Genomic DNA, 22658 nt, shown 5'->3' on the forward strand with positions numbered 1-22658 from the left:
GGCCAAGAGGGTCCACCGACCCGGACTCGGTGGCCGACGCGGTCGCCAAGGGCGAGCCCGAGGTGATCGTCCAACAGGTCACCGCGCTGAGCGGCCCGGTTGACTTGAAGAGCGTGACGCGCATGGAGGCTGCCATCGACCGGCTGCGCACCGAAGGGACCGGCCATCCGCTTGCCGCCGCACGCGCCGTAGGTATCCGCAGGTTCGTGGCACTGCGCAACGTCATGTGGAGGGAACCTACCGGCGGCTCGGCCACCGACGAGAGTGGCCGGATCGAGCCGAACCCGTCACTCGCCTTGGGGGCCGTCGAAGGGAGTGCGGGACTTGTACAGCCTCTCGCGCTCCTTCAGGACTGAGTCCACCGCGTCCCGCACGGGGCTCTGCCTCCTGGCCTGTTCGGCTTCCTGCAAGGCTGCCTTCCGACGGTCGACTTCGCGGTGCTGTCTGATCCCGGTCGCCTGGACGTCGCGCCAGTGGTTCACCGACCACCAGAATTTGGTCAGGTGTGCGGGTTCCTGGGGGTCCAGCCCGAGAGCCGCCCATGTCTCGGGCTCCTCCAGGACCCTGTGGGCCCGCTGGGCATCGGCCACCATGTCGAGCATGGCCAGCTCGGCACCCCACACCTTGACCCCTATGTCCTCCCACTGCTGCGGCGTGTATCCCTTGGCCAAGTGGTCCCTCTCCAGTTCGCGCAGCATTTGGAGCACGGTCGAGGCCGAGGCGGGCGGCGTGTCGCCTGGGGAGGGTTCGCCGCTGTGCTGGGCGGCCAGTTTGTCGGCGATCACGAAGGGGAGCGAAGGCTGGGGCACCGCCTCCAGCGCCGTCAGGACGTCCTGACGGCTCGGTGTGTACGCCGGTTGATCCTGTCCGTCCGTTCCCATCTGCCCGCGCTCTCCCCGAAGTTGCCGGCCCCGGCGCCCATTCCACCGTACAACACATGGCTCAGCCAGGGGACTTGCTGTCGGCGCGCAGTCCCATGGGGAACCTCCCACGATGGATCCGCTGACTCTGAGAGCCCGTTGAGGGAGGCACGCGTCAGCTGGGCATGCTAGGAATCGGGTCGATCGTAGACGGGATCGTAGGCATCCGTGTCGATGGGGAGCCTGCGCTTCTCGAGATGCCTCCGTAGCGCTGCCGCCGCGGTCCAGGCAGGGATCTCAAGGTTGTCCGCCCGCTGCTCGTCTTCCCGCGCCTTGTCGAGGGCATCATCCAAGCTGTCCCCTCGGGATCTCACCGACAACAGGGCGCCCAGGGTGGCCTGTTGGTTCAGGTCGCGGCGGACCTGGGCGAGGACGTCTCGGACCCCCACGAACGCGCGCCCGGAGGGAGAGCCTTGCGCGTCGACAACGCCGTGGACGACAGCCTTGTGTGCGGCGACGATCAGCCACGACTCCAGGGCGGCCAGGTGCCCGCGCCGCTCCCTGCGCCGACGCCACCCGCGATATGCCCGCCTCAAACGACCTGCCACAGCCCGCCCCCGATCTCTCGGCCTGTCATGGTCCTCACCAGGGTAGCGAGGCGTACGCCTCGGAGCTGTTCAGGTTGGCGCCGGCCAGTTTGATGTTGATAACCGCGTTGACGTCTGCGTGAGTGGTGTCCGCAGCCCGAGGGCACGTTCGAGGAAGGGTCTCAGAGCCTGTGGTCGATCGCCTTCTCCTGCATCAGTCCTTCCAGCTCTGTGTCCGTCAGGGGGTGCAAGGTGTTGAGGAGGTGGTGTAGCCCAGGTTCATCAAGGGTCTGGCTCGTGACCTCGACCTCCGCGTTCCGGTGGCGGCGGGTAAGGGTGACCTCGCGGGTCCCGTCGGGGAAGTCACGGACCGTGGCCATCTCACCGGCCGCGTCCACCGTGCAGGTCACGCCCTTCTCCCCGGTCTCGGGGCATCGGGGTGCCGGTGTGAACGGCGAGCGCACCACGAGGCTCACGTACCCCGATTCGTACCCCTCCCGTACGGGGCGGTAGTCGACGGCGAAGGAGGCAGGGCCGACCTCCGCATGGGACACGTGCATGCCTGGCGGGGCGGTGCCCAGGTACAGCAGCTCCGGATGCTCCCGGTACCGCGCGATTTCCGCCTCGTGGTGACGCTGCTGCGCCTGCGCCGGGCCGACGAAGCCTCCATAGGCCACCCCGGCCGCCAGCGCGGCCAGCGACCCCAGCCGCACCCACCGGCTCGGCACGAAGAGCGCCGCGGCCACGGCGTACGGCGCCCCCGTCAGGGCGATTCGGGTGCCGGCGCTCCCCAGGTCGACGCCTCCACCGTAGGCGGTCAGACCTGCCAGTACGCCGAGCGTGCCGAGGACGAAGACCAGTACTGCCCAGCCCAACCGCTGCGGCGCGGAGCCGCAGAGCGGCACCACGGTCCTCACCGGTAGGCCCGCCACGGTCAGTAGGCCCACCATCAGCGGCACACCCAACGCGAGGACCGGCACCGTCGCACCGGCACCACCACCCCAGGCCGATACCACCAGCTCGAAGCCGAGCGTCGGCACCACGGCCGCCGTCATCGCCCAGACCAGGAAGAGATGCAGGGCCGTACGTGTCGCTCTGCCGTTTTTCATGGCGCGGAGCCTGTCAGCCGGCGTCCCGGCGCACATCGGTACTCGTACTCAGAACAAATCCCGCCGCCGGTCGGGCGGCGGTTTCCGAGCGCGGTTCTGAGCACATCCGCTCAGTGGGCCGGCAGGCGGTGTCACGGCGGGTCCGGGGCGGCGGCGGACCGGGGAGGTCTGGCCCAGCCCAGGGAGCGTTCGACGGCACGCTGCCAGTTGTCATACTCCGCCTCCCGCAGCTTGGGGTCCATGTCGGGCAGCCACTGGGCGGCACGGTGCCAGTTGCGGTGCAGCACCTCCAGGTCCGGCCAGTAGCCGGCGGCGAGCCCGGCCGCGTAGGCGGCGCCGAGGGAGACCGTCTCGGCGACCATGGGCCGTACCACGGGCACGTCGAGCACGTCGGCCACGAACTGCATGAGGAGGTTGTCCGCGGTCATGCCTCCGTCCACCTTGAGCTGCTGGAGGGGGACCGAGGAATCGGCGTTCATCGCGTCGACGACCTCTCGTGTCTGCCATCCGGTTGCTTCGAGGACCGCACGCGCGAGGTGTCCTTTGGTGATGTAGGAGGTGAGGCCGACGATGACCCCGCGCGCGTCGCTGCGCCACCGCGGGGCGAACAGGCCCGAGAAGGCGGGGACGATGTAGCAGCCGCCGTTGTCCTCGACGGTCCGGGCGAGGGTCTCGATCTCGGGGGCGCTGCTGATCAGGCCCAGGCGGTCCCGGAACCACTGGACGAGCGCTCCGGTCACAGCGATCGATCCTTCCAGGGCGTAGGCCGGCCGCTGGTCCCCGATCTTGTAGGCGACGGTGGTGAGGAGTCCGTGCCGGGACCGCACGATGTCGCTGCCGGTGTTGAGGAGCAGGAAGCTGCCCGTCCCGTAGGTGCACTTCGCCTCGCCGGGGGAGAAGCAGGTCTGGCCGAAGAGCGCGGCCTGCTGGTCGCCGAGCGCGGCCGTGATGGCGACGTCCGGCAGCAGCGAGCGGGCGTCGCCGTATGTCTCGGCGGAAGATCGGATCTCGGGCAGCATCGAGCGGGGCACCTCGAAGAAGGCCAGCAGCTCGTCGTCCCAGGTGAGCGTGCGGATGTTCATCAGCATGGTGCGGCTGGCGTTGGTGGCGTCGGTGATGTGAAGGCCGCCTTCGGGGCCTCCGGTGAGGTTCCAGATCAGCCAGCTCTCCATGGTTCCGAACAGGACCTCCCCGTCGTCGGCGCGTTGCTGGAGCCCCTTGACGTGGTCGAACAGCCAGCGGATCCGCAGCGCCGAGAAGTAGGTGGAGGGTGGCAGACCGCACCGTTGCTGGAAGAACTCCTCGCCGGGGTCCCGGGCGAGTTCCTCCACGAGCCGAGCCGTGCGGGTGTCCTGCCAGACGATCGCCCGGCCGAGGGGGGCGCCGGTGCGCCGGTCCCAGAGCACGGTCGTCTCGCGCTGGTTGGCCAGACCGATGGCGGTGACCTGTCCCCTGTCGATGTCGGCGATGGACAGGGCCTCCGGCACGACGCGCCGGAGGTTCTGCCAGATCTCGACGGCGTCGTGCTCGACCCAGCCGGGCTCGGGGAAGTGCTGCTGATGCTCCCTCTGCGCCACCGTGACCAAGCGCCCACGGTGATCGAAGAGAATGCACCGGGTGGAGTTGGTGCCCTGATCGATGGACATTACATACCGTTCAGCCATGATCGGGTCTGCCTTCCGACGGGTCGAGGGGCAGGCGGCTTGTTCTACCAGCGGGCGGCTCCCAGGTCCCTGGAGATCGCCCGCGCGGCCTCACGGACCAGGGTGACCAGACTCGGGCGGGGGCGTCCCTGGCTGTCGCAGATCCGCTCGACCGGCCCGGACAGTCCGATGGCGCCGACGACGAGGCCGCCGTGCCCACGGATCGGCGCGGCGAGCCCGGCCTCGCCCATGCTCATCTCCTGGATCTCGGCGGCCCAGCCGAGTTCCCGGACCTCGGCGAGCGCTCGGGCGAGCTGTTCGCGATCGGCGAGGGTGTGCCGGGTGTACGCCTCCAGCCCCGGCTGCTTGGCGGGCTCTGTCGTGGCGGTCCCGTAGGCGAGCAGTACCTTGCCCAGCGAGGAGGCGTGCAGCGGCAGCAGCGACCCCACGTCCAGGGTCTGGAAGGTGTCGTCCGGCCGGAACACATGGTGGACGATGAGCACGCTGTCCTCCAGGGGTGTGCCCAGGCGGACCGCCTCTCCGCTGCGGGCCGCGAGGGCATCCGCCCAGTTGAGGGAGCGCGAGCGCAACTCGTTGACGTCCAGGTAGCTGGTGCCCAGGTGCAAGAGGGCGGCTCCGAGCTGGTATTTCCCGGTCGCCGCGTCCTGCTCCACGAAGTCCACGTGCTGCAGCGTGCGCAGAATGCCATGGGCGGTGCCCTTGGCCAGTCCGAGTGAGGCGGCGACCTCGCCGAGCCCCAGGCGGCGGGGCCCACCGGCGAGCAGGCGCAGAATCGCCGCCGCCCGTTCGATCGACTGGACTGGGCCGGCCATGAAGCGAGCCTATTACCGCCACGGACGGTTCGCCGTACGGGCGGGTCCCCTTCGGGAAGCCGCCGGAAGATCCGCGTTCGGCAATGGCGACCGCCGTTCATTGACCCGCCCGATTTGTCTCCGTAACTTGCTGGGCAGCCGGAATGCGCTGGGACACAGCGCCAGGCCGGTCGCGCACATCACCGGGAGAGACCATGGCGGCACAGCTCAACACGCTGCTTCGGGCGGCATACGAACACGTGCTTCCGGTGCCGCCTGTGGCCGGTGCCGTCTCTGCCGTACGCCGAAGTGCGGCGGCGGTCCTCGCCGACTGGAGCGTGTCTCCGGTGATCGTCGAGGACGCACTCCTCGTCGTGTCCGAGCTGGTCACCAACGCGATCGTGCACGCCCTCCCCCCGGCGATACTGCGGTTGTCCTGGGTGCCCGGCGAAGGCGCCCGCATCGAGGTGACCGACGCGGGACCCACGCTCTCGGCGGGTCGGTCCCTTGCCGATATCGACCCGGACGAGCACGGCCGGGGCGAGACGATCGTCCATGCCCTGGCGACCCGCCACGGCATACACGTCCACGCCGGCGGGGTCACCCGGTGGGCCCATCTCGCGGCGAGCTAGGACCTAGAAGGCGACCTCCGAGCGGGGCAGCGCGGGAACCTGACTGTCCGCAGTCTGCTTGCGCAGCAGGAGCAGGGCGGCGTCGTCGTGCAGGCGGCCCCCCACATGCTCCAGCAGCTCGTCATGGAGCGCCCCGAGCGTCAGGGCCGGGTCGTCGGACGCGTGGCGGGCCACGCCTGCCGCCAGCGGATAGAACTCACGGGCGTGATCGCGGGCCTCGGTGACCCCGTCGGTGTAGAGCAGCAGCTGGTCTCCCACGGTGAAGGGCAGATACTGGAGGCGGGGAGCCTGTCCGGTGAGGGCGCGCAGCCCGAGTGGCGGGGCCGGCTGAGCGGACTCCACCGCCGTGACGTCACCCGAGGCGGATATCAGCAGCGGAGGGGCGTGTCCGCAGTTCACGACCTCCAGGTTCCCCGACCGGGAACATCCGGCGACCACCGCGGTGACGAAGTCGTCCGGGCCGAGGTTGCGGGCCAGACTCCGCTCGATCCTGCCGACGACGTCGAGCAGGTCGGGCTCGTCATAGGCGGCCTCGCGGAACACCCCGAGTACGAGTGCGGCAGTCCCCACGGCGGGCAGCCCTTTGCCCCGCACATCACCGACGATCAGCCTGACTCCGTGCGGGGTGGGCACCAGGGCGTAGAGGTCCCCGCCGATCCGGGCCTCGGCTGCCGCGGCACTGTAGCGCACGGCCACCTGGAACGGACCGACGGTCTGCGGGACCGGCTGGAGCAGCGCGTGCTGGGCGGCCTCGGCGACCGAGCGGACGGCCGCGAGTACCCGTTCCCGACGGCCACGCAGCGCGCTGGCCAGGCTGCTGGACGCGGTGACGGCCAGGAGGGCGGACAGTACGGCCGCCAGCTCACCGGTCGGAACCCCGTGCTCATGGCCCAGCGTCGCGCCCAGCGCCGCGGCGAGGAGTCCTGTGCTCAGCACGCCGCGCGGCCCGTTGGTGGCGGCGGCCAGCGCGGGGCCGGCCGCCAGCAGCGGGAGCCAGATCCCTCCAGCGACGTCGACGAACGTGACGATGGCGAGGACCAGTACGGGCAGCGCGCACCTGGTGGGGGCCAGCTGCCCGTCGGCGCATCGGCGGAGCGAGTCCCGGACACCGGCCACTCGGTTCCTGAACGGTCGCATCGACGTGTGGTCGCCGCCATGGTGTCGGGCCTGGCTCATGGTTCGTCCGCTGTCCTCGCCGCTATGGGGTGTAAACCCGGAATGTCCCTTTCGGTAAGGAAACGGGCTGGGCGTGGGCAGCCACAAGGAGCGGAATTTCAGATAGTGAGCGAGAGACTCCTGGTCACCCGGCTCGCGATCGAGAGGAGACTTGCCCGGATCTCCTGCAGCCGGGCCTGCCGTTCCATCGGCAACGAGACACCGAGCGCGCCGAGGGTGTCTCCGCGGTACACGGGCACGGCGACGCACACCGTGCCGAGCGCGTACTCCTCCAGATCCGTGACCGCGGGTGCCAAGGGGGCCGCGTCGATCCTGCGCAGCAGCTCCGGAACACTGGTGATGGTCTTCGGCGTGAGATCGGCGAGGTGGTGCCTGGACAGATAGTCCCGGCGAGCCTCCTCGTCCAGCTCGCGCAGCGCGCACTTGCCCAGGGCGGTGGCATGACCGGCGTCCTCGAACCCCACCCACAGATCGACCCGCGGTGTACGGGGGCTGTCGACGATCTCGGCGACCCGGATCTCACCGTCCTCGTAGAACGTGAGGTAGACGGCGGTGGACAGCTCGTCCCGCAGAGCGGCGAGCGCTGGGCGGACGCGGCTGAGGAGGGTCTGCGGGCGGCCCGCCGAGTGCAGGGAATCCAGTTTGTCGCCCAGGACGAAGCCGCCGTCGGGCAACTTCCTGACGTATCCGTCGTGCGCCAGTGTGCGCAGCAGGTGATAGGCGGTGGCCAGGGGCAGCTCTGTCTGCCGTGCCAGCTGTTTGGCCGGCGCGCCGTTCTCGTGCGCGCTCACCGCCTCCAGCAACCGGAAGGCCCGCTGTACGGACGTGATGAGCGTGGGGCCGTCCTGAGCGCCCATAGGACCAGACTGCGCCGGCCGCCTGGCGCGGGCAAGGCGGGGGTCACCGTGCGGGGAGGGGTGACGAGCGGACAGCCGGGCTCAGAGCGCCTCGGCTCTACCGCGCTCAGCGTTCACCGTTGCGTGGGACGCCCGGAACAGCCGAGGTGCTCGGGTGCGAGCCTCGGATGCGAGTCGACGGGCCGGGCTTGCGCGTACACGCTCGGCATCGCTGTCTCCTTGTGTTTGTGAGGATGCTGTAGGTGACAGGACATTGCGCTTCCGGCTTCCGGAGCGCCTCCCTACCCTCCGGTTCTCATGACAACAGAACACTCGCAGCAGTCCCAGGGGCACAACGGACACAGCCGCAGACACTTCCTGACGGCGACCGGGAGAGCGGTCGCCGGGGTCGTCGGCGGGGGAGCGGTCGGCGCCCTGGGGGCTGCCGGCAGCGCGGCGGCGGCCTCCTCCGGCAAGCGCGTCGCCGTCCTCGGCGGCGGAGTCTCCGGCCTCAGCGCCGCCCAGGAACTCGCCGAACGCGGCTACGAGGTCACGGTCTACGAGTACTACGACGCCCTCGGCGGCAAGGCCCGCTCGATGGACGTCCCCGGGACCGGAACGGGCGGCCGCAAGCCACTTCCCGGCGAGCACGGCTTCCGCTTCTTTCCCGGCTTCTACCGGAATCTGCCGGACACCATGCGCCGCATCCCCTTCCCCGGCAACGCGAACGGCGTCCACGGGAACCTCCGCAGCGGTACGGAGGCGTTGTTCGCGCGCGGCTCGGGCCGTCCGGACCTGCACTTCCCGCTCCGCCGGGTCACCACCCCGCCCGCCCCCGGCGACCTCACCCCGTCCTGGATCCGCGACCAGATCCTGTTGGTGCTGGACCTCGCCACTCACCTGCCCGCCCACGAGGCCGGCTACTTCGCCGACCGCCTCCTGGTCCACCTCACCAGTTGCGACGCCCGCCGCGAGGACCAGTGGGAGAAGGTCGCATGGTGGGACTTCATCCGGGCCGGCGAGATGAGTCGCGAGTACCAGGTGCTCCTCGGCATCGGCCAGACCCGCAACCTCGTCGCCACCCGCGCCGAGATCGCCTCCACCCGCACCGTCGGCCGCGTCATCATCGAGGCCCTCCTCCTGTGGGGCCTCCTCGGCCGCGGCACGGACGGCGACGCGGACATCGACCGGGTACTGAACGCCCCGACCAGCGAGGCGTGGATCGACCCCTGGGAGACGCATCTGCGCTCCCTGGGCGTCGAGTTCGTCCTCGGCACCGAGGTCCGGGAGGTGGTGTACGACGCCGGCCGGGTCACCGGCGTACGGGTGGCGGCGCGCGACGGCAGCCGGCAGCGCACCATCACCGCCGACCACTACGTCTCCGCCCTCCCGGTCGAGCACGCGCGCGTGACCTGGGGCCCGGCGCTGCGCGCCGCCGACCCGCAGCTCGGGCGGTGCGACGCGTTGAAGACGGACTGGATGACCGGCGTGATGTTCTACCTGCGCACACCCACCCCCGTCGTGCACGGCCACATCAACTGCCTCGACTCACCGTGGGCGGTCACCGGAATCGGCCAGACGCAGTTCTGGGACGTGCGGGACTTTTCGCGCGACTATGGGGACGGGCAGGCCCACGAGTGCCTGTCCACGATCATCTCCGAGTGGGACAAGCCCGGCATCCTGTACGGCAAGACGGCCCGTGAGTGCACCAAGGACGAGATCGTCGCCGAACTGTGGGCCCAGCTGAAGGACGGGCTGAACGACTCCGGCAAGACGACGCTCAGGGACGAGGACCGGCTCGGCTGGTTCATGGACCCGGCGGTGACGGGCCTCGGCGGCCCCGACCCGCAGAACCGCGAACAACTCCTCATCCACCCCACCGGCACCCTCTACCACCGCCCGTCGGCAAGGACAGCGGTGCCGAACTTCTTCCTCGCGGGCGACTACGTCCGTACGGACGTGGACCTGGCGACCATGGAGGGCGCCAACGAGTCCGCGCGACGCGCCGTCAACGCACTCCTGGACGCGGACGATTCGGCCGCCGAGCGGTGTCACATCTGGGAGTTGTTCCGGCCGCCGGAGATGGAGCCCCTGAAGCGGGTCGACGAGATGCGCTATCGACTGGGGCTGCCCAACACCTTCGACCTGGGGTGAAGGGCCGCAGCCGCTCGCGACAGCAGTTCTCAAAGGATCCTGAAGTGGCCGGTTATGGGCCTGCGCCGGCCTGGGCAGCCATAGGGTGCCGGACCGTGACAGCTCCTTCGGTTGGGGCGCCGGTGTGGTGCGATCGGCAGTTCGTGCTGCTCGTCTGCGCCCGCGTCATTTCCGTGCTGGGCAACGGCTTCGCGCGGGTGGCGCTCGCTTTCGCGGTGCTCGCGCTGCCGGGCGCCGGCGCGGGGCGGTTGTCGCTGGTGCTGGCCTGCCAGGCGTTGCCACAGCTGGTGTTCGTCCTGGCGGGCGGGGTGATCGCGGACCGGATGTCGCGTTCGGGACTGATGGTCCTGGCCGATGTGCTGGGTGCCGGGGCGTATGCGGGTCTGGCCGCCATGGTGCTGACCGGTCATGCACCGCTGGCGGCGATGTGTCCGCTGGCGGTGGTGGCCGGAACCGCGACAGCCCTGTTCTCTCCGGCGATGGACGGCCTCGTACCGCTGATCGTGCCCGCGGGCCGCCTGCAACAGGCCAACGGGTTGCTGCGGGTGGGCACCAACAGCTCCCTGCTGCTGGGCCTGGCGCTGTCCGGAGTGACCGTGGCGCTGGTAGGCGCCGGCTGGGCGCTCGCACTCAACGCGGCGTCCTTCGTCGTCAGCGCGGCGCTGACTGCCCGACTGCAGGTGGCCGCGCGGCCGCGCAAGAGCGCATCGGGCTGGGCCGACCTGCGAGAAGGGTGGCAGGAGTTCGCTTCCCGGCAATGGCTGTGGGTGGTGGTCGCCCAGTACGCGGTCGTAGTCGCCGCGCTCAACGCCAACGTCGGGGTGCTGGGCCCCCTGACGGCCGAGCAGCACCTCGGCGGGGCGCGAGCGTGGTCGGTCATCGTGGCAGCACAGGCTGTGGGCACCATCGCCGGCGCGGGACTCGCCGCCCGTGTGCGAGTGAACCGCCCCGTTCTGGTAGCCGTGCTGTGCACCTTTCCGGCCGCCGTGCCGATCGCTCTGCTCGGCGCCGAAGCCCCCGTATGGCTGACCGCCACAGCCATGTTCGTCGCCGGCATCGCAAGCGACGTCTTCGGCGTGTTGTGGGCCACCACCATCCAGCGGGAGATCCCGGAGCAGTTCCTGTCCCGTGTCAGCTCCTACGACTGGTTCGGCTCCCTGGCCTTCGCCCCCCTCGGACTGCTGATCGCGGGACCCGTCGCCGCCGCCGTGGGCACCAGCCAGGCCCTGGTCGGCTGCGCCGCCCTGGTTGTCCTGGCCACTACGGCGGCCCTGCTCTCGCCGCAGGTACGCACCCTGCGCACCACTCCCGAGGCGCCTTCCGCCGAGGCGGTCTCGTCGGAGGATGCGGAGCATCAGATGGGCGAGGAAGCAGCAGGCTGAGCCGTTGAACCAGAGGGGGCAGACTTGAACAGACTTCGGCGAGGAGCGTTGAACAGCGACAGACGGGCGGTCACGCACCGTTGTGCCAGTGGGCCTCGAGGCGGCGGTGGCCGTCCGGACCGGTGACGGTGCGCCAGTGGGCATGCGGCCGGCCGGGGGCGAGGGCGGCCGCACGCAGTGGCGCCGGGGTGTGTGGGGCGGCCGCGTGCAGCGCGGGGTGGTCGAGCGGGCTGTCGGCCAGCCGGCCGATGACGTGGGTGAAGAAGGCGAGCAGGGCGCCGACGGGCCGGACGGGCCAGGCGTGCCTGACGCCGTGGCGGGTGAGTGCGGACATGGACGTCACCTCCGTGGACGGACGCGTGCGCGCTCGGCGCGGCAACAGGGCTGTTGAGAAAGGGGGCAGGACTAACGCTGGGACTGTCGGGCGGCCTCGGTGATCCGGTGAATCGCTGCGGGTGGCAGTCCCGTGAAGCGGGCGAGCCAGTCGGCGTCACGGCCCTGTTGGGCCAGCACATGGGCAAGGTGGACCCAGGGGTCGTACACCGCCCCGGAGGCGAGGGCCTCGGGGGTCGGGTCCTCGATGAGATAGGGGCGTTCGGTTCCGTCGGCCAGGACCAGGCACAGCACGCCGAGCGTGGAGCGGTTCATGAGAAGCCTCCCGTTTCCCGGGAAGGGCGCACACGGGTGCGCAAGGACTGGGGCGGGGCGGGATCCCCGAGGTGGGATCCGAGGCTGCCGTAGCCGTTCACGGCAGTGGTTCGCGGAACTCCAGGCGGTTGCCGACCGGATCCTGGGTGTAGAAGCGGCGGTGGGTCGGCAGGCTGGTGGTCCACACAACCGGTGCGCCATGGGCTTGGAGGCGGGCGGCGAGTTGGTCGAGACCGGTCACCCGCACCGCCGGATGGGCCCTGCGGGGCGGACGGAACCCGTCCTCGATGCCGACGTGGATCTCCAGCCGGCCACCGTCGGCGGCGGCGAACCAGCATCCGCCGAGCCGGGCCGCCGCAGCGGGCTGCGGAATCTCGGTCATCCCCAGTGCGGTGAGATAGAAACCGCGCAGGGTGTCCTCGGAGCCGGCCGGGGCGGCCAGCTGTACGTAGTCGAGTGCGGCGAGCATCACGAACACACCTTTGCTTCGGCTGCTTCGAAAAGGGGCGGAAGTCGTTGGTCCGCGGGCCGGGGCCCTGGGAAGTCACCGACGCGGGCGTCGGCCAGGACTGCGGCGGGCGGCATGGGCGTCATCGATTCAGTCGTGGTCATGCGGAGCCTCCCCTCCCCCGGCGGGGAATGAATCGGACGCACGCGGGACACTCCATGGGCACACCTGGGCAGCCGGGCAGCCCGAGGCGGCGCGGGGTGCACGGGTGCCAGGTCAGTAGGGACGCCGGTGGATGAGTGTCGTTACCGCGTGCCGAGGACGGGCGAGGTCGATCGGATGCGGGGCCGACTATGGCCCGGACTACTGCAACTGCAGTCCATGTGATTCTCGCCTCCCTCCGGCCGTGGCGCCGTGCGCCGTACGACTCGGCAAAGAGCGGACCGGTCCGGTCGACCGGTTCACCCCAACTCGTCAGAGCTTTGGCACTGCACGGCGTAATCCCCTTGCGAGGGAAGCCACTTGGGGTCACCCCTTGGGCCGGGGAGACCTGTCCTGACCCTGGGCGTCTCTCGACGTCGTGGGGTCAGTGGCCTGTGTCCGCGCAGACGCCTCACCGAACGAGGTGCCCTCTTCAAACCTCCAGAAGCATAACCACCTTGTTGCGTGGTTGCGCAAGTTCTTGGCGCACTGCTAACACCGGTCGAAGGGTCCCTTGGTTGCAACGCCAGGGTTGAGATCGCGAGGATTGTGCGGATCATCACTCGCTCACTTGCGCGAGTGTGCAACTATCTGGGTCGATTCCTCGTCTCACTGGTAGCAGTCGGGGCGACGCCGATCGGAATTGTCTGTTTTGCCCTGTGTCGAGATGAGCGAGAGCGAGCTTATGCGCCATCAGCAGGAAGGCATCACCGGCGCCATGGGCGCGCAGGGGCGGCACGGCCCTGTGGCGCAGGGGCGAGTGGTCGTACAGGGCAGGGCAGGGGAACGTACGCCGTCCGTCGGTGCCCCCCGTGCACGACGCTCGCCGCGCCGAGGGGACGGCGGATCAGCCGTGCGCCGGCCCGGGGCCGGTGTCACCGTGGCGGTGCTGCTGGGGCCGTTGGTGGTGGGGGCCGGGGTGGATGCCCTGGTCGGTCAGGGGCCCGGCTGGGGTGTGGTGGTCGGAGCGACGACGGGCGCGGTGCTCGCGTCCCTGGTGGCGGTTCGTCGCCGCAGCCTGGGGTGGGTGGCGCCGCTGCCGGTTCTGGCCGTGGCCGCTGTCACGGCGGGAGCCATGCTGACCTCCCGCGGTCCGCTGGCCACACGGCTGGTGCGCTGGGCCGTGGCCGTGTTCCCGGCGATGGCCGCCGCGGAGTGCGCGGTGGCCATCGTGGCACTGACGGTGGTCGTGCTCCGGTTCGGGGTGACGCGGAGGAGCCGTGGCTGACAACACGCGACACCGCCCACGCACGGCCGCCGACCGACGTGGACGACGGGCTCCCTGGCAGCTCGCGCTGCGCGTGGCGGCGTGGGGGACTTCGGGGGCCCTGCTGCTCGGCTGTGGTGCGACCTGGTACGTGTACCGGTCCCTGACGGACGGGCTCACCACCTCCGACGCGCTCGACGCGGTGCGCGGCAAGGCGCCCCGGCACCTGGACAACTCGGTCAACCTGCTGCTCATCGGCCTGGACTCACGCAAGGACATGAATGGCAACGACCTGCCGCGGCAGTTCGTGCAGACCGAGCTGCACGCCGGGTCGAGCGACATCGGCTACTACAACACCAACACCCTGATCCTCATGCACATCCCCGCCGACGGCGGCAAGGTGCAGGCGTTCTCCATCCCGCGTGACGACTATGTGCAGACCCTGAACGGAGACGGCTCGGTGCAGGGCCACTACAAGATCAAGGAGGCGTACGCCAACGCGTATACCACCGCCCACGACAAGTACGCCGCACAGGGCGTCAAGGGCGCGGACCTGGAGGCCAAGAGCCGTGAGGCCGGCCGGGAGGCGACGCTGGCCACGGTGCAGCAGTTCACCGGTGTGCCCATCGACCACTTCGCCGAGGTCAACCTCCTCGGCTTCTACGACATCGCCAAGGTGCTGCAGCCCGTCACGGTCTGCCTCAAACACCCGGTCAGGGACCGCTATTCGGGCGCGGACTTCCCTGCCGGCGTCCAGCAGCTGAACGCCCGGCAGGCGCTGGCCTTCGTACGCCAGCGGCACGGGCTGGACGAAGGAGACCTGGACCGCACGCGCCGGCAGCAGGCGTTCATCTCCACGGTCACGCACCAGCTCAAGTCCGAGGGAGTCTGGGGCAGCCCGTCCAAGCTGCAGGGCCTGTTCGACGTGGTGAAGAAGGACGTCGTCCTCGACAGTTCCTGGAACGTGCTCGACTTCGCCCAGCAGGCCCCCAACCTCACCGGCGGCAACGTGGTGTTCCACACCCTGCCCATCGAGGGCTTCGGCATGCGCAACCGAGAGGACGTCAACCTCGTCGACCCGGACAAGGTCAAGTCGATCGTCCAGCAGGCCTTCGGCCCCGCGGCCTCCCCGGTCCCCTCGGCCTCCACCACCGCGGTCTCCTCCGCCACGGTGGACGTCAGCAACGGCAACGGCAGGCGCGGCCTCGCTTCCGAGGCGCTGTCCGCCCTGGTCAAACTCGGTTACACGGCCGGTACGACGGGCAATGTCGCCCCGCGGTCCGTGACCACCGTCCGCTACGGCACCGGGGCCGGGCCGGCGGCCCAGCAGATCGCCGGCCGGCTCCACGCCGGCACCGCCACGGCCGGCTCCGCCGTGCCCGCGGGCCATGTCGCCGTCACCCTCGGTGCGGACTACACGCCGCCCGGCGGACAAGCACCGTCCCCGACCGCGACCGCTGCTCCGTCACAGTCGGCATCGGCATCGGCCGCGGACTCGGGCCCGGCCGTGCAGGCGGGCGGAGTGCCTTGCGTCAACTGACCCACGCCGGTTGCCGGAACCGCCTGTCACATGGCACCGCTTCCGTCAAGACCTCCGCGCTTCGCATCCCATAGCTCTTGGACGGCACGCGACATTTCATAGGGGACCATGCCGCGCCGCCCTCTGACGAAAAGCTTGCGCCGCTCCTTACCATCCGCGCCATGGATCTAGAGGTACGGCACTTGCGAGTGATCTGTGCGATCGCGGAGGCAGGAAGTCTTACCCGTGCCGCCGCGTCGCTGCGTCTGACCCAACCGGGGCTCAGCGCCCAACTCCGGCGTATCGAAGCCATGCTGGGCGGGCCGATCTTCGACCGGGGGCAGGCCGGCGCCGTGCCCACCGCCCTGGGCGAGCTGGTCCTGCCCCGGGCGCGGGCGATCCTGCCGGGCATCGACGGCCTGCTCTCCGACACCGCCCGCGCGGCCCGCTGCGGAACCACGCCCGGCCGCGTACGCCTCGGTTCGGTGGGCGCGCCCCTGCTTGCCGATCTCGTCGTGGCCACAAGGGAGTCGATCCCCGGCGCGAAGGTGACGACCCGGTGCCAGTACTCCCCTTCGCCACTGCTGGACGACCTCGCGGCGGGCCGCCTGGAGGCGGCGGTCCTCGGCGACAACCCCGGCCATGAACTCCCGCCCCGTGCGGGAGTCGTCCTGTGCCCGGTCGTCACCGAGCCCGTCTTCTCCTTGTTGCCGTCCACGCACCCCTTGGCCGGACGCGAAGAGGTGAGTCTGCAGGAACTCATCGGCGAGGACTGGGCTCTGCCGCACCCGGACAGCGATCGCACCCGGGAGTACTGGGCGTCCGTCTTCTCCCTGACGGGCCGTCAGCCGCACGCCCCCTACGAGGTCGAAGGCAGGCAGCTGATCGACGTGGTGAGGGCGGGCCTGGCCGTCAGCCTCTGCCAGGCGACCTTCATCGAGGTGCCCGGCGTCACGGTGCGCCCTCTCCGCGGCAATCCACTCTGGTACCGCCATGTACTCGGCTGGCGCCGCGACGGGCCGTTGGCCGCACACGGCGACGCGGTCGTCCGCAGAGTGGCCGAGGGGTATCTCGCCACCTGCGCCGCCGCACCGGCGTACGCGCGATGGCGGCGGCGCCATCCGGAGTCGCTGCGGTTGCCGAAGTGAGCCAGGGCTCTCACTGCTTGGTGAGGGAGACCTGGTCCTGGAGAGGCGTGCTGCCGTCGACATCGATCCGGACATGCGTGGTGGGGTCGGTGAAGGACTGGCCGGGGTGGAACGCCGCCATGTCCAGTGCCCGGCAGCCCGAGGGCGGGGTGGCGCCGGGGTTGCCGTTCACGATGCGGACCGGGCCGTAGCCGGTCTGGGCGGAGGAGTCCACCTGGTAGATGAGCACTCCGGTGGAACAGGCGTGGCCGTCCGCGCCGATGGCCCTGCGGGACTCGGCGACGTAGGCGGTGGTCTCGCCGGTGCGGATCACCGCGATCTTGGTACCGCCGGGGCTTTCCACGGCCCTCAGGCGGACCGTGCGGCTACCGGTCGTGGGCAGACAGGCGACCTGGCGATCGTCGATCCAGCCGAACTTCCACCGCTCCCAGCCGAGGTGTTGCGGGGCGGCGCCGGAGATGTCGCCCATGAGGTCCCAGCCGCCGACGAAGCGGTGGTAGTCGCTGCCGGTGAACGCGTAGAGATCGGGCAGACCGAAGGTGTGGCTGGTCTCGTGGTCGGCGACCTTGAAGCCCCAGTGCCACATGTCCTGCCCGAATGTCACCGCCCACTTGATGCGTGTGCCGTCGGCGGTGATGCCCGCGGTGGTGGGGTCGTACAGGTACGTCGGCGAGAAGCTGATCGCGGAGGCGGACTTCGCCGGGACGATGTAGACCATGTCGTACGCGGAGAAGTCGGCGTACGGGTCGGCCGCGGCCACCGCCTGCCGGACGTAGGTCTCGTGCTGCTCGAAGGTGATGCCGCGCTGGAAGCCGTAGCTGGTGGAGTCCTGCGGCATCCGTATCCACCGGTTGAGCGAGGTGATGTCCAGGGTGGCCCGTCCGTAGGAGTCGCCCTTCATCCAGCCGGCGGCCGGGGCGAGTTGCCGGTAGTAGTCGGAGGTCGGTCCCGAGGCCTGGGCGTCGGGGAAGTCGACGAACAGCATGAGCACGTGCCTGGTGCCGAGGGGGCGCTGGAACTGGGTGGTGTAGTCGGTGGTGTGGCCCTCGTCCGTCCAGCCGGTCCGGCCGGGAAGGGCACAGTCGGTGGCCGGAACCGTACTGTGCTCCGGCGCGGTGGTCGTGGGCCGGGCGGTGCTCGCGGCCTGGGCGGCGGTCGCGGCCGGAGCGGCGGCGCCGAGCGACAGGAACGCCGTCGCGGCGGCACTCGCGGCAAAGGCCCTGAGCCTGTGCGGGGATCCGGTCATGTCTCCTCTTCTCTCCTTCGGCCGGTGCGGGGACGGGGGACGTCAGGCGCGTCCGGCGGCCATGTCCATCAGACGGGACAGCACGCCCACGCCGGACGCGCTCACCCCGTCGTGCTCCCACTCGTCGGTGACCCAGGCGCGCAGCGCGCCGACCGACCGCGCGGTCGGCAGTGACAGTTCGGTGGGGACGTACATGTCGTCGTGGTAGATCGCGGCCGCCACCGGCACCTGGTTGGCCGCCAGCCGCGACGGGGAGTACAGCTCCGGCCAGTCGGCTCGCTCGGCCAGCAGATGGGCCGCATCGCGGAACGGCCGCAGCCCGGCGATCTCCTCGTACATCCAGGGATAGAACATCTCCCCGGTGAACAGCAGCGGGTCGGCGTCCTCGGTGAACTCCGGGCGGTCGGCGATGGCTCGGGCCGCGGCCCAGTCGGTGGGCTTGCCGCCCTGCGCGAAGCAGGCTTCCTGGAGCACGGCGAAGAGCGGGTTGTCGACGAGCCCGGTCAGGTTCATCACCTGCTGCAGGAAGGTCGCCGAGAGTTCACCGTCGGCGCCGAGGGCTTCGTCCAGCAGCCAGTGCAGGCGCTCGGCTCCCTCGCCCATGCCCAGCATCAGGCCGAGGGTGCGCAGTCGCCGGACGGTGAGCCGGTCCCCGTCGGGCAGCCGGACCGTCCGGCCGTCGAGAAGATCGGCGACGCGCCGGACCAGATCGCGGTCACCCGGGTAACGGGCGTAGAACGCGGTCACCTTCTCCCTGACCCGGGGACAGGTGGCCGCGTAGACGTCGTCAGCGGTGGCCTCCAGGCCGGGGAGGCCGCCGGTGATGTAGCAGCCACGGAGCCCTTCGGGGGCCTGGGACAGGTAGGTCAGGGTGATGAAGCCGCCGTAGCTCTGGCCGAGCGTCTCCCATGGCTCGTCGCCGCACAGCTCGTGCCGGATCAGCTCCGCGTCGGCGACGATCGAGTCCGCGCGGAAGAGGGCGAGGTGACCGGCCAGTTCCCCGGCATCGGAGAACCGCCCGGCCGACCGGGCCGTGACCGGGGTGCTGCGGCCGGTGCCGCGTTGGTCCAGGAGCAGCACCCGGTGGGTCCTGAGGGCACGGGCGAGCCACCCCGCGGTGGCGCTCAGCGGCCGGGGCGATTTGCCTCCGGGGCCGCCTTGCAGGAACAGCAGCCAGGGCAGTCGCTCGCCGACGTGAGCCGGATCGGACAGTTCCCGGGCGAACACCTGGATCGAAGGCCCCGCGGGGGCGGCGTGGTCGAGCGGCACGGTGAAGGAGTGGTCGGTCACGGCGAGACCGGGCAGGCGGTAGCTGAGGCTCATGAGGTCGCCCCTTCGGTGAACGACACGGACGGCGGCTGCGGAAGCGGCTCGGGGAAGTGGCAGGCGACCTCGTGGCCCGAGGCGATCGGACGCAGCACGGGCCGTTCGGCGGCGCAGCGGTCGGCCGCCCTGGGGCAACGGGTGCGGAACGGACAGCCGCTGGGCGGGTCGAGCGGACTGGGCAGGTCACCACGGAGGACGATCCGCTCGCGGGCCCGTTCGGCGTCCGGGTCGGGCAGCGGCACGGCGGAGAGCAGGGCGTGGGTGTACGGATGCGCGGCGCGGCCGTAGAGCGTGTCGCGGTCGGCCGTCTCCACGACCGTGCCCAGGTACATCACGGCGACGCGCGTGCTGATCTGGCGGACCGCGCCGAGGTCGTGCGCGATGAACACGTACGCGAGCCCGTACTCCTGCTGCAGGTCCTTGAGCAGGTTGAGGATCTGCGCCTGGACCGACACGTCGAGCGCCGAGACGGGCTCGTCGCACACCACCAGTTTCGGCCGCAGCGCCAGCGCCCGGGCGATGCCGATGCGCTGCGCCTGGCCGCCGGAGAACTCATGGGGATAGCGGGCGGCGTGCTCCGGCCGCAGGCCCACCCGCGCCAGCAGCTCTTCCACCGGTTCCTCCGGGGGCAGCCCCTGGTAGCGGTACGGCGCGGCAAGGATCTGCCGGACGGTCTGGCGGGGGTTGAGCGAGGAGTACGGATCCTGGAAGATCATCTGCAGGTCGCGGCGCATGGGACGCATCAACTGCTCGTCCAGCGTGGCCAGTTCCCGTCCGGACACCGAGACCGTGCCCGAGGTCGGCTCGATGAGCCGGGTCAGCAGCCGGGCGACCGTGGACTTGCCGCAGCCGGACTCGCCGACCAGACCCAGTGTCTCTCCCGCGTCCACCCGCAGCGACACACCGTCGACCGCCCTGACATGTCCGGCCGGCCGCCTGGTCAGGCCGTGCCGTACGGCGAACCGCTTGACCAGGTCGCGCGCCTCGAGCAGCGGTGCGTTCACGCTGTCACCTCCCGTGCCGACAACGTGGGCAGCCGGTCGGGCAACGGCCCGTCGACCCGGGGCACACAAGCGAGCAGGCCCTTGGTGTAGGCGGCGCTCGGCCGGTAGAACACCTCGCGGACCGGGCCCCGTTCGACCGCCCGGCCGCCGTTCATCACGACGATCTCGTCGGCCAGTCCCGCGACCACGCCCATGTCATGGGTGATGAGCATGACGGCGGTGCCGGACCGCTCCCGCAGCTCCCGCAGCAGGTCCAGGATCTGGGCCTGCACGGTCACGTCGAGCGCGGTGGTCGGTTCGTCGGCGATGAGCAGGTCGGGCTCCAGGCACAGCGCCATCGCGATCATCACGCGCTGGCGCATGCCGCCGGAGAACTCGTGCGGATACGCGCGGGCGCGCCGCTCGGGCTCGGGAATGCCGACCCGGTCCAGCATCCGCACCGCGACCCGGTGCCCCTCGCGGCGTCCGGCCCGGCGGTGCGCACGGTACGCCTCGGCGATCTGGTAGCCCACCGAATAGTAGGGGTTCAGGCAGGACAGCGGATCCTGGAAGATCATCGCGATCCGGTCTCCGCGCAACCGGCGCAGCGCCCGCCCGTCCATGCCGGTCAACTGCCTTCCGTCGAAGCGGACTTCACCCGTGACGCGGGCATCGGACAGCAGACCCATGATGGCCAGGCTGGTCACGGACTTGCCGCTGCCGGACTCACCCACCACGCCGAGCACCGCCCCGGCGGCCAGGTCCAGATCGAGTCCGTCGACGGCGCGCACGCCGCCCGCGAAGTCCACGGTCAGATCACGTACGGTCAGCAGGCTCATCCCACGGCCCTCACTCTCGGGTCCAGGAACGCGTAGACCAGGTCCACCGCGACGTTGGCGATCACGACGAACGCCGCGGCGAAGAGCGTCACGCCGAGGATCACCGGCTGGTCGGCGCTGTTGATCGCATCGGCCGCGAGCTTGCCCACACCGGGCAGGCCGAAGACCGACTCGGTGATGAGGGCGCCGCCGAGCAGGGCGCCGAGGTCCATGCCGAAGATCGTCACGATGGGCATCAGCGCCGGCCGCAGCGCATGGCGACGCAGGACGGCCGGCTCGGGCAGGCCCTTGGCGCGGGCGGTGCGGACGTAGTTCTGGCCGAGGCTGTCGAGCATCTCGCCCCGGGTGATCCGGGCATAGATGCCGGCGTAGAGCATCGCCAGCGTGATCCACGGCATGACCATGGACCCCGCCCAGCCGACCGGGTCCGCGGTGAGCGCGATCGCCTGCGGATACGGCAGCAGACCGAGCTTGACGACGAGCAGGTACTGCAGGACCAGCGCGGTGAAGTACACCGGCAGCGAGACACCGCCGAGCGCGGCCGTCATCGCCGCCCGGTCCCACAGGCTGCCACGGCGCAGCGCCGAGATCACACCCGCCGTGACACCGACGACCAGCCACAGCGTCGCCGCGCCCACGGCGATGGACACGCTGACCGGGAGCCGGTCCGTGAGCATGCGCCACACCGGCTGATCGGTCTGGAAACTGAAGCCCAGACAGGGGGCGGGGCAGTGCACGGCATGCGTCCCCGTGCCGTAGCCGCGGCCGGCCACGATGCCGACGAGATAGTCGCGGAACTGCACGAACACTGAGTGGTTCAGGCCGAGGGTGGTGCGGATCTCGGCGATCCGCTCCGGGCTGCATGCCTTGCCGCAGGCGCCCTGGGCAGGGTCGGCGGGCATCAGATAGAAGATCGCGAAGGTGGCCGCGCAGATCACCAGCAGGATCGCCGCCGTCGCGGCCAGTCTGCGCAGGACATAGAGGATCATCGGCGGCGGCTCCGGGGGTCGAGTGCGTCCCTCACCGCGTCACCCAGCACGTTGAAGGCGAGCACGGTGACGAACAGGAAGGCGCCGGGGACGAGGAAGTAGACGGGGTCGGCGGCGTACCACGGCACCGCGGAGGCGATCATCTGACCCCATGAGGCGGTCGGCGGGCGCACGCCGATGCCGAGGAAGGACAGGCCCGCCTCGGTGGCGACGTAGCCGGGGATCGACATGGTCGCCACCACGAGGATCGGCCCGCTCAGGTTGGGCAGCACCTCCCGTACCAGCAGGGCGCGCCGGGAGGCACCCAGCACCCGGGCCGCGGCCACGAACTCGCCACGGGCCAGCGCCATCGCCTGCCCGCGCACGATCCGCCCGACGTACGGCCACCCGAAGAAGCCGAGCACGACGACCAGCAGCAGCTGCCGGTTCACTCCCGGCGCCGCCGAGATCAGCGCGATCATGAAGATGAGGGCGGGGAAGGACATGAGCAGGTCCATCAGCCTGCCGACGACGGTGTCGGTCCAGCCGCCGAAGAACCCGGCGGCCAGTCCGAGCGCCGTTCCGAGCGTCACCGACACTGCGGTGGCGAGCAGGGCGATCAGCAGCGAGACCCGGGCGCCGTAGACGACACGGGCGAGGATGTCCCGGCCGCTGCCGGGCTCGACGCCCAGCCAGTGCGCGGCGCTGATCCCGCCTCCGGTGCCGCGCGGCAGTCCGCCGAGCTCCGGGTCCACCGCTTCGGAATGGAAGTCGGTCGGGGACGTGCCGACGGCCCAGGCGATCAGCGGGGCCGCGAGGGCGATCAGCACCAGGAGCACGACCACCGTCAGCGCGACCGTGGCGGAGCGCTGGGCCAGCAGCCGGCGCACCAGGGAGGTCTCGCGGGGCACGACGCGATGCGCCGCGTCGGACG

21 protein-coding genes, 1 pseudogene and 1 riboswitch are annotated in these 22658 nt (G+C 70.7%); of the genes and pseudogenes, 7 read left to right on the forward strand and 15 right to left on the reverse strand.

The annotated features are described in order from the left end of the window. The first annotated feature begins 29 nt into the window (after nucleotides 1–29). Entirely contained in the window at nucleotides 30–356 is a 327-nt protein-coding gene (locus AB5L52_RS39220) for a hypothetical protein (RefSeq protein WP_351562864.1), read from the forward strand. Here the strand turns inward: AB5L52_RS39220 and AB5L52_RS39225 are convergent. The 4 genes from AB5L52_RS39225 to AB5L52_RS39240 form a co-directional block, all read right to left on the reverse strand. Next, entirely contained in the window at nucleotides 288–881 is a 594-nt protein-coding gene (locus tag AB5L52_RS39225; RefSeq protein WP_369368050.1) for a hypothetical protein, read from the reverse strand. The two genes, AB5L52_RS39220 and AB5L52_RS39225, sit on opposite strands and share 69 nt — an antisense overlap. 748 nt (nucleotides 882–1629) lie before the next feature. After that, complete coding sequence (locus AB5L52_RS39230; RefSeq protein ID WP_369368051.1) at nucleotides 1630–2556, reverse strand: hypothetical protein; 927 nt, start codon at nucleotides 2554–2556, stop codon at nucleotides 1630–1632. A 131-nt stretch (nucleotides 2557–2687) separates the two neighbouring features. Continuing rightward, nucleotides 2688–4220 (reverse strand): glycerol kinase GlpK, encoded by a 1533-nt coding sequence (gene glpK, locus AB5L52_RS39235; protein WP_369368052.1) that lies wholly within the window; start codon nucleotides 4218–4220, stop codon nucleotides 2688–2690. A gap of 44 nt (nucleotides 4221–4264) precedes the next feature. Then, on the reverse strand, nucleotides 4265–5032 hold the full coding sequence (locus AB5L52_RS39240) for an IclR family transcriptional regulator (protein WP_351019033.1): 768 nt from the start codon (nucleotides 5030–5032) through the stop codon (nucleotides 4265–4267). A 194-nt stretch (nucleotides 5033–5226) separates the two neighbouring features. On the opposite strand from AB5L52_RS39240, the gene AB5L52_RS39245 reads away from it, so the two are divergent. Continuing rightward, nucleotides 5227–5643: an ATP-binding protein gene (locus tag AB5L52_RS39245; protein WP_351019030.1), complete on the forward strand. Its 417-nt coding sequence runs from the start codon at nucleotides 5227–5229 to the stop codon at nucleotides 5641–5643. A 3-nt stretch (nucleotides 5644–5646) separates the two neighbouring features. Here AB5L52_RS39245 and AB5L52_RS39250 read toward each other — a convergent pair whose 3' ends face one another. Continuing rightward, nucleotides 5647–6780 (reverse strand): PP2C family protein-serine/threonine phosphatase, encoded by a 1134-nt coding sequence (locus tag AB5L52_RS39250; protein WP_369368053.1) that lies wholly within the window; start codon nucleotides 6778–6780, stop codon nucleotides 5647–5649. A 137-nt stretch (nucleotides 6781–6917) separates the two neighbouring features. Beyond that, on the reverse strand, nucleotides 6918–7676 hold the full coding sequence (locus tag AB5L52_RS39255; protein ID WP_351019024.1) for an IclR family transcriptional regulator: 759 nt from the start codon (nucleotides 7674–7676) through the stop codon (nucleotides 6918–6920). A gap of 297 nt (nucleotides 7677–7973) precedes the next feature. Between AB5L52_RS39255 and AB5L52_RS39260 the strand changes: the two genes are divergently transcribed. Further along, nucleotides 7974–9809: an FAD-dependent oxidoreductase gene (locus AB5L52_RS39260; RefSeq protein ID WP_351019021.1), complete on the forward strand. Its 1836-nt coding sequence runs from the start codon at nucleotides 7974–7976 to the stop codon at nucleotides 9807–9809. 95 nt (nucleotides 9810–9904) lie between these two features. Next, nucleotides 9905–11191, forward strand: a complete 1287-nt coding sequence (locus tag AB5L52_RS39265) for an MFS transporter (RefSeq protein WP_369368054.1) — start codon at nucleotides 9905–9907, stop codon at nucleotides 11189–11191. Between the two features lie 70 nt (nucleotides 11192–11261). Here AB5L52_RS39265 and AB5L52_RS39270 read toward each other — a convergent pair whose 3' ends face one another. The 3 genes from AB5L52_RS39270 to AB5L52_RS39280 form a co-directional block, all read right to left on the reverse strand. After that, nucleotides 11262–11525 (reverse strand): hypothetical protein, encoded by a 264-nt coding sequence (locus tag AB5L52_RS39270; RefSeq protein WP_351019015.1) that lies wholly within the window; start codon nucleotides 11523–11525, stop codon nucleotides 11262–11264. Between the two features lie 71 nt (nucleotides 11526–11596). Continuing rightward, nucleotides 11597–11839, reverse strand: coding sequence for a hypothetical protein (locus AB5L52_RS39275; protein WP_351019012.1), 243 nt, complete (start codon nucleotides 11837–11839; stop codon nucleotides 11597–11599). 97 nt (nucleotides 11840–11936) lie between these two features. Then, nucleotides 11937–12308: a VOC family protein gene (locus AB5L52_RS39280; RefSeq protein WP_351019479.1), complete on the reverse strand. Its 372-nt coding sequence runs from the start codon at nucleotides 12306–12308 to the stop codon at nucleotides 11937–11939. Between the two features lie 437 nt (nucleotides 12309–12745). Further along, nucleotides 12746–12919, reverse strand: a riboswitch (M-box (ykoK) riboswitch). A gap of 422 nt (nucleotides 12920–13341) precedes the next feature. Between AB5L52_RS39280 and AB5L52_RS39285 the strand changes: the two genes are divergently transcribed. The 3 genes from AB5L52_RS39285 to AB5L52_RS39295 all read left to right on the forward strand — a co-directional run bounded on the left by AB5L52_RS39285 (nucleotide 13342) and on the right by AB5L52_RS39295 (nucleotide 16362). After that, nucleotides 13342–13716, forward strand: a complete 375-nt coding sequence (locus tag AB5L52_RS39285) for a hypothetical protein (RefSeq protein ID WP_369368055.1) — start codon at nucleotides 13342–13344, stop codon at nucleotides 13714–13716. After that, nucleotides 13709–15235, forward strand: a complete 1527-nt coding sequence (locus tag AB5L52_RS39290) for an LCP family protein (RefSeq protein WP_369368056.1) — start codon at nucleotides 13709–13711, stop codon at nucleotides 15233–15235. The genes AB5L52_RS39285 and AB5L52_RS39290 overlap by 8 nt, the downstream gene beginning before the upstream one ends. 161 nt (nucleotides 15236–15396) lie before the next feature. After that, nucleotides 15397–16362, forward strand: coding sequence for a LysR family transcriptional regulator (locus tag AB5L52_RS39295; protein ID WP_369368057.1), 966 nt, complete (start codon nucleotides 15397–15399; stop codon nucleotides 16360–16362). A 10-nt stretch (nucleotides 16363–16372) separates the two neighbouring features. On the opposite strand, the gene AB5L52_RS39300 is transcribed toward AB5L52_RS39295, so the two are convergent. From AB5L52_RS39300 to AB5L52_RS39325, 6 genes and pseudogenes are all read right to left on the reverse strand, one after another. Continuing rightward, entirely contained in the window at nucleotides 16373–17608 is a 1236-nt protein-coding gene (locus AB5L52_RS39300) for a M6 family metalloprotease domain-containing protein (RefSeq protein ID WP_369368058.1), read from the reverse strand. A 42-nt stretch (nucleotides 17609–17650) separates the two neighbouring features. Beyond that, entirely contained in the window at nucleotides 17651–18931 is a 1281-nt protein-coding gene (locus AB5L52_RS39305) for an alpha/beta fold hydrolase (protein ID WP_369368059.1), read from the reverse strand. Continuing rightward, nucleotides 18928–19938 (reverse strand): ABC transporter ATP-binding protein, encoded by a 1011-nt coding sequence (locus tag AB5L52_RS39310; protein WP_369368060.1) that lies wholly within the window; start codon nucleotides 19936–19938, stop codon nucleotides 18928–18930. Before AB5L52_RS39310 ends, AB5L52_RS39305 begins: the two co-directional genes overlap by 4 nt. A 50-nt stretch (nucleotides 19939–19988) precedes the next feature. After that, nucleotides 19989–20756, reverse strand: a pseudogene (locus tag AB5L52_RS39315) (ABC transporter ATP-binding protein); the annotation flags it as partial. Beyond that, a complete protein-coding gene (locus tag AB5L52_RS39320) occupies nucleotides 20753–21745 on the reverse strand; it encodes an ABC transporter permease (protein ID WP_351018992.1) in 993 nt (330 codons plus the stop codon). The gene AB5L52_RS39320 and the pseudogene AB5L52_RS39315, both read right to left, overlap by 4 nt. Then, complete coding sequence (locus tag AB5L52_RS39325; protein WP_351019476.1) at nucleotides 21742–22617, reverse strand: ABC transporter permease; 876 nt, start codon at nucleotides 22615–22617, stop codon at nucleotides 21742–21744. The genes AB5L52_RS39320 and AB5L52_RS39325 overlap by 4 nt, the downstream gene beginning before the upstream one ends. Nucleotides 22618–22658 lie beyond the last annotated feature (41 nt).

The organism is Streptomyces sp. CG4, assembly GCF_041080655.1.
In the GTDB taxonomy this organism is placed as follows: domain Bacteria; phylum Actinomycetota; class Actinomycetes; order Streptomycetales; family Streptomycetaceae; genus Streptomyces.